13 protein-coding genes are annotated in these 14,233 nt (G+C 71.5%); 8 read left to right on the top strand and 5 right to left on the bottom strand.

What is annotated here, in order from left to right:
* Positions 1–362: 362 nt before the first annotated feature.
* The 3 genes from ACIRDX_RS15285 to ACIRDX_RS15275 all read left to right on the top strand — a co-directional run bounded on the left by ACIRDX_RS15285 (position 363) and on the right by ACIRDX_RS15275 (position 3,337).
* On the top strand, positions 363–1,502 hold the full coding sequence (locus tag ACIRDX_RS15285; protein ID WP_396626301.1) for an ATP-binding protein: 1,140 nt from the start codon (positions 363–365) through the stop codon (positions 1,500–1,502).
* A 440-nt stretch (positions 1,503–1,942) separates the two neighbouring features.
* Positions 1,943–2,728 carry an SDR family NAD(P)-dependent oxidoreductase gene (locus tag ACIRDX_RS15280; RefSeq protein WP_396626300.1) on the top strand — a complete coding sequence of 262 codons (786 nt, stop codon included), beginning with the start codon at positions 1,943–1,945 and terminating at the stop codon, positions 2,726–2,728.
* A gap of 99 nt (positions 2,729–2,827) precedes the next feature.
* Complete coding sequence (locus ACIRDX_RS15275) at positions 2,828–3,337, top strand: cupin domain-containing protein (protein WP_396626299.1); 510 nt, start codon at positions 2,828–2,830, stop codon at positions 3,335–3,337.
* Between the two features lie 34 nt (positions 3,338–3,371).
* Here ACIRDX_RS15275 and ACIRDX_RS15270 read toward each other — a convergent pair whose 3' ends face one another.
* The 3 genes from ACIRDX_RS15270 to ACIRDX_RS15260 all read right to left on the bottom strand — a co-directional run bounded on the left by ACIRDX_RS15270 (position 3,372) and on the right by ACIRDX_RS15260 (position 5,825).
* Complete coding sequence (locus ACIRDX_RS15270; RefSeq protein WP_396626298.1) at positions 3,372–4,157, bottom strand: LytR/AlgR family response regulator transcription factor; 786 nt, start codon at positions 4,155–4,157, stop codon at positions 3,372–3,374.
* On the bottom strand, positions 4,154–5,419 hold the full coding sequence (locus ACIRDX_RS15265) for a sensor histidine kinase (protein ID WP_396626297.1): 1,266 nt from the start codon (positions 5,417–5,419) through the stop codon (positions 4,154–4,156). Before ACIRDX_RS15265 ends, ACIRDX_RS15270 begins: the two co-directional genes overlap by 4 nt.
* Positions 5,420–5,609: 190 nt before the next feature.
* On the bottom strand, positions 5,610–5,825 hold the full coding sequence (locus ACIRDX_RS15260) for a hypothetical protein (RefSeq protein ID WP_239491269.1): 216 nt from the start codon (positions 5,823–5,825) through the stop codon (positions 5,610–5,612).
* Between the two features lie 104 nt (positions 5,826–5,929).
* Between ACIRDX_RS15260 and ACIRDX_RS15255 the strand changes: the two genes are divergently transcribed.
* Positions 5,930–8,434 carry a protein kinase gene (locus ACIRDX_RS15255; RefSeq protein WP_396626296.1) on the top strand — a complete coding sequence of 835 codons (2,505 nt, stop codon included), beginning with the start codon at positions 5,930–5,932 and terminating at the stop codon, positions 8,432–8,434.
* 14 nt (positions 8,435–8,448) lie between these two features.
* Positions 8,449–9,093: a hypothetical protein gene (locus tag ACIRDX_RS15250; RefSeq protein ID WP_396626295.1), complete on the top strand. Its 645-nt coding sequence runs from the start codon at positions 8,449–8,451 to the stop codon at positions 9,091–9,093.
* 7 nt (positions 9,094–9,100) lie between these two features.
* Here the strand turns inward: ACIRDX_RS15250 and ACIRDX_RS15245 are convergent, their stop codons facing one another.
* Positions 9,101–9,391 carry a hypothetical protein gene (locus ACIRDX_RS15245; RefSeq protein ID WP_396626294.1) on the bottom strand — a complete coding sequence of 97 codons (291 nt, stop codon included), beginning with the start codon at positions 9,389–9,391 and terminating at the stop codon, positions 9,101–9,103.
* Positions 9,392–9,499: 108 nt separating this feature from the next.
* On the opposite strand from ACIRDX_RS15245, the gene ACIRDX_RS15240 reads away from it, so the two are divergent.
* A complete protein-coding gene (locus ACIRDX_RS15240) occupies positions 9,500–10,102 on the top strand; it encodes a sigma-70 family RNA polymerase sigma factor (protein ID WP_396626293.1) in 603 nt (200 codons plus the stop codon).
* Positions 10,103–10,169: 67 nt separating this feature from the next.
* Here the strand turns inward: ACIRDX_RS15240 and ACIRDX_RS15235 are convergent, their stop codons facing one another.
* A complete protein-coding gene (locus ACIRDX_RS15235) occupies positions 10,170–10,616 on the bottom strand; it encodes a hypothetical protein (RefSeq protein ID WP_396626292.1) in 447 nt (148 codons plus the stop codon).
* Positions 10,617–10,673: 57 nt separating this feature from the next.
* Between ACIRDX_RS15235 and ACIRDX_RS15230 the strand changes: the two genes are divergently transcribed.
* Both ACIRDX_RS15230 and ACIRDX_RS15225 read left to right on the top strand, forming a co-directional pair.
* Entirely contained in the window at positions 10,674–13,316 is a 2,643-nt protein-coding gene (locus ACIRDX_RS15230) for a protein kinase (protein WP_396626291.1), read from the top strand.
* Positions 13,317–13,400: 84 nt separating this feature from the next.
* Complete coding sequence (locus ACIRDX_RS15225) at positions 13,401–14,075, top strand: hypothetical protein (RefSeq protein ID WP_396626290.1); 675 nt, start codon at positions 13,401–13,403, stop codon at positions 14,073–14,075.
* The last annotated feature ends 158 nt before the right edge of the window (positions 14,076–14,233 follow it).

The following is a 14,233-nucleotide window of genomic DNA, read 5'->3' as shown; positions in this document are numbered from 1 at the left end:
ACGCCACGGTGCGCGCCGGCCTCGAGAAGTACTACGGCAAGGAGGGCGCTGCGAAGGTGCAGCAGGCCGAGGCCTTCGAGATCTGCGAGTACGGACGTCGCCCGACGCCCGAGGACATCAAGCGCCTCTTCCCGTTCCTGCCCTGACGGACACCGGCACACCGGCCGTCCCCCACGGAAGTGGGCGGCGGCCGTGACCTGCGGCGCCCGCCTACCCGGAGAATCGTCGCGGCCAGGCAGGGTCCTTCCATAGGTTAGGACTGCTCATCTTCGGGGCAGGATGGCCGATGACTTCCTCGATCCGCGCACTCCCCGGCCGCTGGGGAGCGGATACAGGCGTGCCGTATCCGCCACGAGGCCGTAATGACCGTCCGGGCAACCTTCTTCGACACCCCCCAGCGGACCAGTCCCGACCTGCTCGACGAGCAGGTCACTCACGTACATGCGGCGCCCATGGTCGTGGCGATGCTGGAGGGGGTGGCGTCGCCGGCCGCGCTCCTGAACGCCGACCGCGAGATCATCGCCGCCAACACGCGGCTGGCGCGCCTCACCGGCGCTGGCCGCGCGCAGCTCGCCGGGCGTCGCATCGGGGAGGTGCTCGGCTGCGTGCACGCCCTTGAACAGCCTCATGGGTGTGGCACCACGGAGTCGTGCGCCCTGTGCGGTGCCGCGCAGGCACTGCGCGAGGCGCGGGTGCGGCAGGCGCCCGTCGAGCGGACCTGCCGGATTCGTCGCGAGGACGGGTCCTTCGGCGAGGCGGCCTTCAGTGCCGACATCAACTGCGCGCCCCTCGATGTCGAGGGCGTGCGCACGATCATGGTGGTGCTGCGCGACACGAGCGACGCCGATCGACGACGTGTGCTGGAACGGATGTTCTTCCACGACGCGCTGAATGCGGCGGGCGGGCTCCAGGGCCTGCTCGAGGCGTGGCCGGATCTGTCGCCCGAGGAGGCCATCAGCCTGGCGCCGATGGCATCGCGGCTGGCCAGCAACCTCGTCGAGCAACTGCAGGCCCAACGGGATCTCGTGGCCGCCGAAGCGGGCACCCTCGCGGTGAACCGCGTGCCGGTGCGCCCCGCGCCGCTCCTGGACGAGCTCAGGCAGCTCTACGCCCAGCACGAGGTCGGTGAAGGCAAGACGGTGGTCGCGCAGGTGCTCCCCGGCGCCCCCACCGTGATGACCGACCCCGTGCTCCTGCGGCGGGTGCTGGGCAACCTCGTCAAGAACGCCCTCGAAGCGTCGGCCAGCGGGGAGCAGGTGACAGTGCGTCACTCCTGCGACGGGCCACGGGCCACGTTCACCGTCCACAACCCTGCGGTGATGCCGCAGGCCGCCCGCCTGCAGGTCTTCCAGCGCGGATACTCCACCCGCGGTGTCGGCCGGGGCCTCGGCACCTATGGCGCCCGACTCATGACGGAACGCTACCTCGGTGGCACGCTGCGCTTCGGGTCCAACGCGGAGACCGGCACGGTCTTCGCGCTCGAGCTTCCCCTGGAACCCTGAGCGCGGGCCATGCCTACCTCCATCGGGCGCATACTGGCGCGACCGATGTCTGAGACCCCCACGGCGGGGCCGCGCAGCCTCTCGTTCGCGATCGCGCGCATCGTTGGCGCCTACGCAGTCTTCGCATCGCTCTGGATCCTGCTGTCCGATCGCGCACTCGGGTTCTTCGTTCCCGACCATGCGTCGTACGCCGCGTACGGCACGCTCAAGGGCTTCGCTTTCGTCGCCGTCACGGCCGCGCTGCTGTGGGGCCTGCTGCGCGTGGAGCTCGGACGACGGGCGCGGGCCGAGCTGGCCCTGGCTGAAACGAGCGCCCGGTTGCAGCGCGCCCAGCAGATCGCCCACGTCGGCCACTGGGTGTGGACGGCGCAGGACCGCCATCTCGCGCCCTCGCCGGCGGCGACGCCACCCACGTCCAGCCCCGGTAAGATGGGCGGCGCATGCCCACGCCGCCCGTCGCCACGCTCCTCGACCTCACGGGTACCACCGCGCTCGTCACGGGCGCTGGCACGGGCATCGGCACCGGCATCGCCCTGCGGCTGGCCGAGGCGGGCGCACGGGTCGCCGTGCACCACCGCCAGAGCCGAGCGGGCGCCGAGGACGTGGTGGCCCGGATCACGCAGGCCGGTGGCCAGGCCCGTGCGTTCGGCGCCGACCTCGCCCGCGCCGCCGACGTCGACGCCCTGGTGCGCGCCGTGTCGGCCACCCTGGGCGTTCCCGACATCGTCGTGAACAACGCCGGGATCTACCCGCTCGGCACCATCATCGACGTCGAGTTCGACGAGTGGCAGGCGGTCGTGACGGCCAACCTCGGCACGGTGCACCTGGTCACGCAAGCGGCGGCGCGCGCCCTGCGCGAGGCGGGTCGTCCTGGCGCCATCGTCAACATCGCCTCCATCGAGGCGAGCAACGTGGCGCCGGCGCACAGCCACTACAGCGCCGCGAAGGCCGGCGTGGTGATGTACACGAAGTCGGCGGCCCGGGAACTCGGGCCGCTGGGCATCCGCGTGAACGCCGTGTCGCCGGGACTCATCGGGCGTCCGGGGCTGGCCGAGGCCTGGCCGCAGGGTGTGCAGGCCTACACGGCGGCGACGCCGCTCGGCCGCCTCGGCGACTTCGAGGACGTCGCCGACGCGTGCCTGTTCCTCGCCTCACCGGCCGCACGCTGGATCACCGGCGCCGAGCTCGTGGTGGACGGCGGCGTGCTGACCAATCGCGCGTATTAACCGGCTACAGCCTGCCCGAGGTAGGGCCCGTTGTCCCAACGCGGCCCACAGCGTCGAGCTTCAGGTAGCCTGCAGCCCATAGCCCGTCGCCGATCACCCATGACTCGCCTCGAACTGATCAGGATGTTGAATCTCTCGCCGCTGCCGGGCGAGGGTGGGTATTTCCGCCAGACGTGGGTGTCGTCCGAGCGTGTCGCGGGCGGCACGCTCGGGCCGCGGTATGCGGGCGACAAGGCCCTCGGCACGGCCATCTACTACCTGGTCACCGACGACCCGGACGGCTTCTCGGCGATGCACCGCCTGCCGACCGACGAGGTCTACCACTTCTATCTCGGCGATCCCGTCGAGCAACTGCTGCTGCATCCCGATGGACGCAGCGAGGTGGTCGTGCTCGGACAGGACCTGCGCGCCGGCCAGCGCGTGCAGCACGTGGCGCCGCGCGACGCCTGGCAGGGCACACGCCTCGTGCCGGGTGGTCGATGGGCACTGCTCGGCACGACGATGGCGCCAGGCTTCGACGTGAGCGACTACCAGGCGGGCGACCGCGCCGCGCTGCTGGCCACCTGGCCCACGCAGGCCGACCGCATCCGGGCACTCATGCGGGTCTGACTGCCGACTGCCGACCGCCGACTGCCGTTTCCCCCTACCCGTGAATCGTCGCCTCGGCCAGCAGCTTCTTGAGCCGGTTGTCCGGCCCGCGGCTCGCGACCAGGCGGGTGCCATCGCGCAGGATGACGGCGTACTCGCCGTGGAAGAGCGGCTGCAACTCGCGAATCCGGTCCGCGTTGACGATCGTGGAGCGATGGATGCGGATGAACTGCCCCGCGTCGAGCACCGACTCCATGCCCTTCATCGTCTCGCGCAGCAGGTGCGACTGGTTGCCCATGTGCAGCCGGACGTAGTTGCCCTCGGCCTCGATCCAGTCGATGTCGTCGACCTTCACGAAGAACACGCGGCCCGACGACTTGACCACGATGCGCTGCTTCTCGCGCTGCTCGGCGGTGAGCGAGGCCACCAGCGAGCGCAGATGATCGCGGTCGACCGGCGCCTCGGCCTCGTGGCGCTTCGCGATGGCCGCGCGCGCCCGTTGCAGCGCCTGCCCGAACCGCTCCGCGTTGAAGGGCTTCAGCACGTAGTCGAGCGCGTGTACCTCGAAAGCCTTGAGCGCGTACTGGTCGTAGGCGGTCACGAACACGACGTGCGGCAGGTCCTCGCCCTCGAGCGCCTGCAGCACGCCGAAGCCGTCCACGCCCGGCATCTGGACGTCGAGGAACACGAGATCGGGGCGTTGATCACGGATGGCGTCGACGGCCTGCTGTCCGTCGCCGACCTCGCCGATCACGGCCACGTCGTCGTGCATGCCGAGCATCATCCGCACGCGCTCGCGCGCCAGGGGTTCGTCGTCCACGATCAGGGTGCGCAAGGTCATGCAGAGACTCCTTCGACCGACGCGGTCAGGTCCGCGGCGTCGCCGATCGGCAGGCGCAGCCGCACCACGGCTCCGCCGTCGGGATGGTTGGAGAGCGTGAGCACGGCGCCGGGGCCGTAGAGCTCGCGCAGGCGTTCCCGCGTGTTGCGCAGGCCGAGACCGCGCATGGGCAGGCCTTCAGGTCCAAGGCGAAAGCCCGGCCCGTCGTCGCGCACGGCCAGGTCGAGCCAGTGGCCGCTGCGTCGCGCGCTCACCTCGATGCGCCCGCACTCCGGCCGCGTGGCCAGGCCGTGCTTGATGGCGTTCTCGGCGATGGGCTGCAGCACCTGATTAGGTACGAGCACGTGCAGCAGGTGTTCCGGGACGTCGACGTCGACCTTCAGCCGATCCTGGAAGCGCGTCCGCTGGATATCCAGGTAGCGGCTCAGGAACTCCACTTCCTGTCCCAGGCGCACCTCCTGGACCCCGATCGAGTCCAGCGACATCCGGAGCAGGTCGCTCAGCTGCGTGATCATCTCGTCGGCCGCCGACGGGTCCCGGTGCACCAGCGTCGAGATGGCGTTGAGCGTGTTGAAGAGGAAGTGGGGGTGCAACTGCCCCTTCAGCACCTCCAGCTGGGCCTTGGCGAGGCGCGCCTCCAGGTGCGAGGCCCGCAGGGCGCGGTCGCGGAACCGCTTGTAGTTGTGCCAGGCCTGGTGCACGGCGACGAGCACCCAGTACGACTGGAATGCCAGGTAGAACTGCGACACCAGCAGCCAGGAGAAGGGCAGCGGCGTGGGATCGATCACCGGGATGTGGCTGACGCCCCACCGGCAGCCGGCGTACGCGACGCACGCCCCGAGCGACGACAGGACATGCAGGCCGAGCGATCGGCGCCAGGTCCCCGGCTCGAGCGGGAACCGGCGCGCCATGCTGAAGATCGCCGGGGCCAGCAGCAGGAACGGCATCCACGTGGCAAAGCCCGAGAAGACGATCTCGGCCAGCGGCAGGTCCACGCCCCGCATGCGGTACTGCAGCGCCAGCTGCGGCATCGTCACGAGGCTGAGGACGATGAGGACGGCGGCCAGCAGGACCCAGCCCCGACGTTCGATGGCGTCGGTGTGGCTGCCATGCGGGCGCTTCAGGGTGTCGACCACCGCCGATCGCAGCTCGCCCATCGTGGCGAAGGACGTGGGAGCGCCATCTCCGTCGGGCCCGCCGAAGGGGGGCAGGTCTTCCGCGCCCGCACCAGGCGGACGTCCCACGCGGCCGAGCCGAACCATGTCCCGTCCTATCGCGCGCGACAGTCCGGCCACAAGCGGTCCGGGATGAAGCGCGCGGAAGGTGGGACGAACGGACGCGCGACGGTGTTCAGTGCGTCGGCGCGGCCTGCCCCGGCTGAACGCCGGCCGGACCGGCCTCCGCAGGCCGGTCCTCGGCAGACCTGTGCACTTTCGCGGGAACTCGCGTTCTCTAGTGGGCGGGGCCCTTGGCCGCGCTGGCGGCCCAGCGCAGGAGGGCCGGGTCGGCCTGTGCGGCGGCGGCCACGGCTTCGGCGAGGTCGGCGAAGCGGTCGTCCTCGATCCGGAGGTTGAGATCGCCGATCTGCAGGTGCAGGCAGCCGTGCTCGCACCGGTAGACGGAGCACTCTCCGGCTTCTCCGAGCACCTCGTACTGGTCGTCTGTCAAACCGTGATCGGCCATGGCGGACCGGGCCGGGCCCGGACAGGCAGCGTAGCGTCCCCGTCCGTGGCGGGTCAACCCGGAGTACCTGAGCGATAATGCCCGCGCCCATGACCAAGGAGATGGCCGTCACCGAGATCGGTGGCGGCGCCCAGGTCCCGCTCCTGCTCGCGGGACGGTACCGGGTCGATCGCGAGATCGGCCGGGGTGGGATGGGCACGGTCCATCTGGCGCAGGACCTCGTACTCGAGCGCCGCGTAGCCATCAAGCAACTCCGCGACGTCACGCTCAGCGGCGAGCAGGCACGGCAACGGGTGCTGCACGAGGCGCGCGCGCTGGCGGCGCTCCGCCATCCCGGCATCGCCGCCATCCACGACGTCCTGGATCTCGCCCCGCCGGCGCTGGTGCTGGAGTACGTGGACGGCGAGACATGGGACGCCTGGCTCGACCAGGGGCAGTCGCCCGCCGCCGTGGTGCAGGCGTTCACCAGCGTGGTGCGGGCCGTTGCGGCCGCTCACGCCGCCGGCGTCGTGCACTGCGACCTCAAGCCCGCCAACATCGTCGTTCGCGCCGACGGCGTGCCCACGGTGCTCGATTTCGGCATCGCCAGGCTCGGCCAGGCGGGCCCCGAGTCGTCGTCTGGCAGCGACGAGACGCGCCAGCCGGCGTTCACGCCCAAGTGGGCCGCGCCCGAGGTGCTGCGCGGGCTGACCGCCACGCCGGCCGCCGATGTCTACGCCCTCGGCGTGATGCTCGAGGACCTGCCGATCGACTGCACGCGCGCCAGGCAGCCGCTTCCCGCTGCACTTGCGACGCAGCTCCGCGCCGTCGGCCGACGGGCCCGCGCCGAGTCGCTCGACATCCGTCCGGCTGACGCCACCGTCCTGCTCGCGGACCTGGAGGCCATCGGCGCGGCAGCGCCGGCGGCCGGCCGGCCGCTGCCGGGCCGATCGTCCCGCGCCCGCGCCCTGGCGCTCATCGCCGTCCTGGTGGGAGGCGGGTGTGTCACGGGCGGCCTCGCCCTCGTGCGCGAGGGGCGGGCGACGCCCGCGGGCAGCCGCGGTGTCCCGTTGCTGGCGGTGGTGCCGCGCCTCGATCCCGATGCCTCGGCCACGACATCCGCGGCTGCGGCCGACCTGCTGCGCGACGCGCTCGGTCCGTTGACGCGCGCCCGTCTCGTGACCGCGGAGGTGCCGGCCCTCACGGCCGATGTGCACGGCCTGGTCGAGGCGTTGAAGGATCAGGGCCTCACGCACGTCCTGGTCCCGACCGTCGCCACCATGCGGTCGTCGGCGCGACTGAGCGTGGCGGTGCTCAAGGCCAGCGACGGCAGCCTCGTGCACACCACGACGCGGTTCGGGCCGCCGGGCGACCTGGGGCGATTGGCCGCGGACGCGGCGCGCGACCTCAAGGTGTGGCTCGGCGAGGCATCCGCGCCGATGGCCGCGGCGCCGGCCGTCCAGCCGTCGATGCTCTCGCTCGGGCAGTACTCGCAGGCCCGCCAGTACGCCGAGCGCGCGGACATCCCCGGCAACCTCGGCCGCGCGATTCAGCTGCTCCAGCAGGTCGTGACGCGCGATCCGTCCTACGTGGCCGCCCATGCGGAACTCGGCCGTGTGTACTGGCTGCAGTACCGCACCACGCGCGAGTCGCGCGACCTCGAGGCGGCGCAGCTCTCGCTGCTCGACGCCCTGACGCGGCAGCCGGACCTGCCCGAGACACGCATCACGCTGGCGCTCCTGATGCGCGAGCGCGGCCGCTACCCCGAAGCCGCGGCGGCATTGCACCAGGCGCTCGCTGCCGCGCCCGACGATGATGTCGCGCTGCGTTTGCTGGGGGAGCTCGAGGCGCAGCAGGGCAGCGTCGACGAGGGCGTCGCCCTGATCGAGCGCGCCGTGATGCTGCGCCCGGGCAGTTGGGCGAACCATCGGGCCCTCGGCTCCACGCTCTTCAACGCGGGCCGCTATGTCGAGGCCGGTCGCAGCTTCGAGGTGCTCACGCAACTGCAGCCCGACAACCCGTGGGGCTACCAGATGCTCGGCGCCGCGCGCCAGATGGCCGGCGACCTCGATGGCGCCGTGCAGCCTTATGGGCGCTCGGTCGAGATCCGTCGCACCGCGGCGGCCCTGTCCAACCTCGCCACCGTGCAGTACGGCCGCGGCGAGTTCGTGCTGGCGGAGCGGTTGTATCGCGAAGCCGTGGCGCTACGGCCCCGTGATGCCGTGATGCACCGCAACCTCGGCGATGCGCTGCTGCGGCAGTCCCGCAAGGCCGACGCGCTGCAGGCCTACACGGCGGCGCTCGAGGCCGCACGCGCCCTGATCGGCGTGAACCCGGCCGACGCCCGTGCGCGTGGGACGGCCACCTATGCGCTCGCCCGGCTTGGCCAGTGTGACGCGGCGGGCGCCGAGGCGACGCGCACCGAGGCCCTCGGCAGCCCCAACCCGTCGGTGGCCGCCAACATGACCAACGCCTGGGCCATCTGCGGGCAATGGTCGGAGGCGTTCCGGATGGCCCGGGTGCTGAAGGCCCGCGGCGCCACGCTGACCACCCTGCTGGAGCACGATGTGCTCGAGCGCTTGCAGGCCCGCCCCGAGTTCACGGGCCTGTTGTGACCCCAGGAGACCCCGTGCAGCCACGCCCGTCCCTCGTCGTTCCCGCGCTGTTTGCCATCCTGATCGCCACCGGTGTCGCGAGCCTGCGCCCCTCGCTGGTGGTGGCGCCCGTGGGTGCCCAGCCGCAGCCCGAGGCTGCCCAGGGCGACCTCTCGCGGTCGTTCGGACGCAACGCGAACGCCAACGCCGGTCAGTGCAACCCCCGCGGCGACGCCGACGTGCGCGCCTGCCTTGTGCCCGGATCCGACGTGATGGCCGATCGCGACAAGCGCGTCGCGCCCGGCGTCGACTGCTTCTGGCGCAAGGACGGCACGAAGCGGTTCGAGGACGTCGCGGGGAACGGGCCCGGCGGCAACGGCGCCGCGATTCCGTTCCGCTTCATCGTGTTCAACAAGTGCGCCGTGCCGGTCGAGGTGCAGTTCACGTTGATGGCGCCGGGCAACGCGCCGCTCGAGTTCACCAACTGCACCGGCACGGTGTTCACGCAGGTGCTGGCGGCCCGCGGGGCGCCCACCGTGCGCACCTGCGTCTCTCGTCCGTACCGCGCCGGCACGCAGACCTTCACGCGCAGCTTCTCGATTGGCGGACGGACCCCGGGGGCGGGCAGGTTCGTGCTCTTCGACCCCGAGGTCGTGATCGAGGAGGCGCAGACGCCCTGACGGCGCCTCACGCCCAGCGCCGCATCGCGCGTGCCGGAGGGCGGCCGTCAGGCTGCACGTGCCGGAGGGCGACTCCCCACACCCATGCGCCCGCCGCCCGCAGACACAGCGCGGCGGCGCCTCCCGCAATCGAGGCGGCCGTCGGCTGCGCGAGGTCGCCGAGGCCGGCGGCGAGGGCCTCGAACACGTAATCAGGGACCTCCGGGATCAGGGCGGCGGACGTGGCCATGGCCCCCTGGCAGGGAGTGCTGGCGGCGACGACGAACACGGCGATGAGGACGATGGTGGTGCGTGACATGGCTGGTTTCCCCCTGCCTGTTCACGCGGCACCCGGCCCCGGACCGGCTCACGCCTTGACACGACTGGCGCTTCTCGCAGATAAGAAGCATCCCTCCCAAGGTTGGTGATGGCCGACTCCCCAGGAACCCCCGGGGGCGCTGCGCCGTCGTCGGACGTCACCGTGCTCCTGCAGCGATGGAGCGATGGGGACGCGGCGGCGCTCGATGCCCTGTTGCCCGTGGTCCACGCGGAACTGCGTCGACTCGCGGGGTCCTACATGCGTCGTGAGCGCGACGGGCACACGCTCGAGCCCACGGGGCTCGTGCACGAGGCGTACCTGCGGCTCGTCGACCAGCGCGACGTCCGGTGGAACTCGCGCGGCCACTTCTTCGCCATCGCCGCGCAGGCGATGCGGCGGGTGCTGGTGGACCACGCGCGGGCGCACGTCGCCGGGAAGCGCGGGGGCGGCGCCGAACGCGTGACGCTCAGCGGCCTGCCGGCCGAGGGCGCCTCGCAGGACCTCGACGTGTTGTGGCTCCACGAAGCGCTCGACGAGCTCGCGCGCCTCGACGCCCGGCAGGCGCGCGTGGTGGAACTGCGGTACTTCGCGGGGTTGACGGTGGACGAGGTGGCAGCGGTGCTCGAGACGTCGCCGGCCACGGTGAAGCGCGACTGGGACAGCGCCCGCCGCTTCCTGGCCGTGCACCTGATGCAGGGCAGGCAGGAATAGTGGCGGGCGTGTCCGTCTGGAGGATCGGGAGCGATCGCGCCGCGCGTGCCTGGTGCCGGCGGGACGGTCACCGGGCGAGCACCAGCAGCCGGTAGGCACACATGTCGGCAGGGCAGCGCGCCATCGTGACGTCGATCAGGTAGCGGTCCTCGGCCGACGGCACCGTGGAGACGTCGGGGTGGGCGCCGTGACCGGTGGCCCGATCGATCTCGCGACCGGTCGGCGACAGGAGCTGCAGGTCGACGTCGGCGCCGGGCGCCACGGCCTGCACCCGGGCGTGGAGGGCGCGCCCGCGATCGAAGGGCACGACGTGGATGGCGGTGGCGCCGGCCTCCAGGCGTCCGTCGATGGTGGCCACCGTCCGGGCGGTGCCGTCGGCAGTGGGCAGGGATGGCGGCGTGGCGATGGCGAATGTCTCGGCGGCCGCGAGCAGCGCGGACAGGGCGATGACGATGGTGGACCTGATCGGGTCGGTGGGCACGGAGACCTCCGGAAGCGGGAGCGGCGAAGTCATGCCGTCCATCTCGTTACGCGTGGTCGGCGCCCGGATGAGCTCACGAGGGCGACAGCCGTGAACGCCACCGCGATGACGCCGGAGGAATGGGGGGCGATCAAGGCGCTCCTGGGCGAGCTCGGGACGCTGTCGCCCGGGGAGCGCGAGGCGCGCCTGCGGGCGCTGCCGCCGGCGCAGGCGGCGATCGTGCGCCCCTTCCTCGACGTCGACACGGGCGTCGTCGCGTTCCCGGCTGTGCCGGGCGTCCCCGAGACCCAGCGCGAGGAGGTGCTGGCCGGGCGCTACCGCATCGAGCGTCCCCTGGGGCGCGGCGGCATGGGCACGGTAGACCTGGCTCACGATCTCAGGCTCGACTGCCCGGTCGCGATCAAGCGATTGCGCAACCTCTGGCTTCCGGATGGCGAGGCGCTCCGTCGTCTCGTGCACGAGGCCAGGGCGCTGGCGGCGCTGGACCATCCGCACGTCGCGCGGGTGCGGGACGTGATCGAGACCTCCCCGCCCGCACTGGTGATGGAGTACGTCGACGGCACGACGCTGTCGGACTGGCTGGCGTCGCCGCGGCAGGCAGCGGCGGTGCTCACGGTGCTCCGGCAGGTGGTGGAAGCGGTGGCCTACGCGCATGCGCGCGGCGTGGTGCACTGCGACCTGAAGCCGGGCAACGTGCTGGTGACGCGCGGCGGCGACGCGAAGGTGGTGGACTTCGGCATCGCGCAGATGCAGCAGACGTCGGTGACGCTCACCGGCGACACGACCGTCGCGCCGGCGTTCACGCCGCGCTATGCCGCGCCGGAGGTGAAGCAGGGGGCGCGGCCGCTGCCGGCCTCCGACGTGTACAGCCTCGGGGTGCTCGTCGAGGAGATGGTGGACGACTGCGCGCGGGCCGGCGCGCCGCTGCCGGCGCACGCCGCGCAGGCGCTGCGTCGTGCGTCGGCGGCAGCACTCGCCACCGAGGCGAACGGTCGACCTCGCGATGGAGCGGCGTTCCTGGCGCTCCTGCCGGGCGCCGCGCCGGCGGGCGTCGACTCGTGGCGCACGCGGGCGGCGACCGCGCTCATCGTCCTCGGCACGTGCGTCAGTGGCGGCGTGGCCGTGACCGGCGACGGCGGGTCGGCGTCGCTCTCGACGGCGTCGTCTGGTGCTCCCGCGCTCGCGGTGGTGGCGCGGGTGGACGACGCGGCCGTTGGCACGGTGTCGGCCGCGGCGGCCGATCTCCTGCGCCGGTCACTCGGGTCGTTCACGCAGGCACGGCTGGTGACGGCCGACGTGCCGGCGTTCAAGGACGACGTCGAGACGCTCGTGAAGGAGCTGAGGTTCACGGGCCTCACGTACGTGCTGGTGCCGTCGGTGTCGCCGAGCGCCGACGGCGTGCGCGTGAGCGTGGCCGTGCGCCGCGCGAGCGATGGCGGCGTGGTGCACACGGTGACGGCCTCGGGGGCACCCGACGCGATGGGGGCGATCGTGCGACGCCTGTCGGGACAGCTGCGAGAGTGGCTTGGCGAGGGAGGCGCGCCCGCGTCGGCAGGGCCGGCGTACGAGCCGAGCGCACGCACCCTCGGCGAGTACTCGCAGGCCCGGCAGTACGTGGAGCGTCCCGACAAGCCCGAGGCGCTGGCGCTGGCGCGTGGCCTGCTCGAACGCGCGGTAGAGCGCGAGCCGGAGTTCGCGGCCGCTCAGGCAGAGTTGGCGAGAGTGCTGGTGCTGCAGTACCGGGAGCGGCGTGACCCGGCGCTCATCGTGCAGGCCCAGGCCGCCTCGGGCAAGGCCATGCGACTCGACCCCGGTCTCGTCGAGGCGCGCATCGCGCATGCGACGACGCTGCAGGCCACCGGGCAGCGCGCGGATGCGATTGCGGAGTTACGGCAGGTGGTGTCGCTCGCGCCGAGCAACGACCGGGCGATGCGGCTGCTCGGGCAACTGGAAGCGGCGAGTGGCCAGGTCGACGAGGGCGTCCGCACGTTGCGCACCGTCGTCGAGCGCTTCCCGAGCTGGCCGAACTATCGGGCGCTGGGGACGGTGCTGTTCGACGCGGGACGCTATGCCGAGGCCGAGCAGCAGTATCGGGAGTGCACGGCGCTGCAGCCGGACAACCCGTTCGCGTTGCAGTTGCTCGGTGCGGCGCTGCAGAAGCAGAAGAAGGATGCCGAGGCCGTGCGAGCCTACGAGCGGGCGCTCGGCATCCGGCCGTCGGCGGCTGCGTACACCAACCTCGGGACGTACCAGTACGGCCTCGGCGACCTGAAGGCCGCCGAACGCGCGTACCGCAAGGCGGTCGAGCTGAGGCCGCAGGATGCGCTGATGCAGCGAAACCTGTCGGATGCGCTGCGCGCGCAGGGCCGCGCCGTGGACGCGCGTGAGGGCTATGCGCGCGCAGCGGACCTCGCAGAGGCGGAGATCCGCGTCAACCCGCAGGACCAGACGGCGCTCAGCATCGCCGCCTACACCTGGGCGCGCGCCGGCAACTGTGAGCTGTCGGACGCGCACAGTACGCGTATCGAGTCAGCGACGTCGCCGCAGGTCGACGGATTGATTGACGTGGCCAACGCCCGTCTGATCTGCGGGAGTACCACGCGGGCCCTCGCGAATCTCGAGGCCATTCGGACTGAAGGCGTCGATTTGTCGAACGTGCTGGAACAGGACGTCGCCGCGTCGGCGCCGCGGGAGGTACGTCAGATCGTCGCACGCCAACTCGACCCGAAGTGAAGTCCAGTGCCGGCCACCCGCGGGCCAACCGGCCGCGGCCAGCCACGTTGTTTCCTGAATGCGCGTCGTCAAGAGGACCGAGCGATGAACAGACCGATCGTGCTGGCTATGTGTTGTGCTGTGTCGATGTTGCTTGCCACCGTCCCAGCCGAGGCGAAGTGCACCAAGCGTGATGATTTCACGTTCACGATCACGCGCCAGGCAAGTCCAGGGACCGTCGAACTCGTCGGCGCAAACAGCCAGGGCCTGGGCTGCTGGATGCTCAAGAACGAAAAGGCAAACAAGGACACGGGCGACCTTTGCGATGGCGCCGACGGTGGGGCGAAGAAGTTCGGCATCACGGTAAAGAACGACTGCCAGAAAGCGATCACGGCGGTCGTGAGAGTGTTGATACCGCCGTCGAACACCATCACCTTCACTGGCGACAAGGAGTGCCTCGAGGCATTGGAGGACGACGGGAAGTCCGAGACACTGGAAACGGGCAGATCCCTCAAGGTGTCCTGCAAGACCAAGAAGTACAAGAAGGTCGCCGGGTCGAGTCTCGTCTACGCCGCCGAGTACGAGATCAACATCACACATGTGGGTGGGCAGCGAACGATCAACGGTGAGTTCGATCCACGGATTGCCGTCGAGCAGGACGGGGACGTCTCGACGTCGTTCCCCCTCCTGGTCAAGGTGCTCGTTGCGCTGGCACTCGCTCTCGCCGCGTTGCTGGGCGGCTTGTTCTCCCTGCGCTGGCGGCGCCGGGACAGCGCATAGGCCGAGCGCCCTGACTTCAACTGGACAGTGACCCCGCTTCCGGGGTCTCATAACCGGCGATGGAACGCCAGTACCACCAGTGGTTCTCGCCCCGCCTCGGCTTCGACATGGGGCTCACCGTGTACGGCCACTTCGGCACGCCGCTGCTCGCCTTCCCG

It is taken from the genome of Luteitalea sp. (genome assembly GCF_044337415.1).
Taxonomy (GTDB): domain Bacteria; phylum Acidobacteriota; class Vicinamibacteria; order Vicinamibacterales; family Vicinamibacteraceae; genus Luteitalea.
Note: the sequence above shows the minus strand (reverse complement) of the source record. Positions and strands in the feature narration are given on the sequence as shown.

Excerpts from the sequence above, each read along its gene's own strand:
- ACIRDX_RS15225 (WP_396626290.1), top strand. The coding sequence starts at position 13,401 with ATGAACAGACCGATCGTGCTGGCTATGTGTTGTGCTGTGTCGATGTTG.
- ACIRDX_RS15255 (WP_396626296.1), top strand. The coding sequence starts at position 5,930 with ATGACCAAGGAGATGGCCGTCACCGAGATCGGTGGCGGCGCCCAGGTC.
- ACIRDX_RS15285 (WP_396626301.1), top strand. The coding sequence starts at position 363 with ATGACCGTCCGGGCAACCTTCTTCGACACCCCCCAGCGGACCAGTCCC.
- ACIRDX_RS15275 (WP_396626299.1), top strand. The coding sequence starts at position 2,828 with ATGACTCGCCTCGAACTGATCAGGATGTTGAATCTCTCGCCGCTGCCG.
- ACIRDX_RS15280 (WP_396626300.1), top strand. The coding sequence starts at position 1,943 with ATGCCCACGCCGCCCGTCGCCACGCTCCTCGACCTCACGGGTACCACC.
- ACIRDX_RS15235 (WP_396626292.1), bottom strand. The coding sequence starts at position 10,616 with ATGACTTCGCCGCTCCCGCTTCCGGAGGTCTCCGTGCCCACCGACCCG.
- ACIRDX_RS15245 (WP_396626294.1), bottom strand. The coding sequence starts at position 9,391 with ATGTCACGCACCACCATCGTCCTCATCGCCGTGTTCGTCGTCGCCGCC.
- ACIRDX_RS15270 (WP_396626298.1), bottom strand. The coding sequence starts at position 4,157 with ATGACCTTGCGCACCCTGATCGTGGACGACGAACCCCTGGCGCGCGAG.
- ACIRDX_RS15265 (WP_396626297.1), bottom strand. The coding sequence starts at position 5,419 with ATGGTTCGGCTCGGCCGCGTGGGACGTCCGCCTGGTGCGGGCGCGGAA.
- ACIRDX_RS15240 (WP_396626293.1), top strand. The coding sequence starts at position 9,500 with ATGGCCGACTCCCCAGGAACCCCCGGGGGCGCTGCGCCGTCGTCGGAC.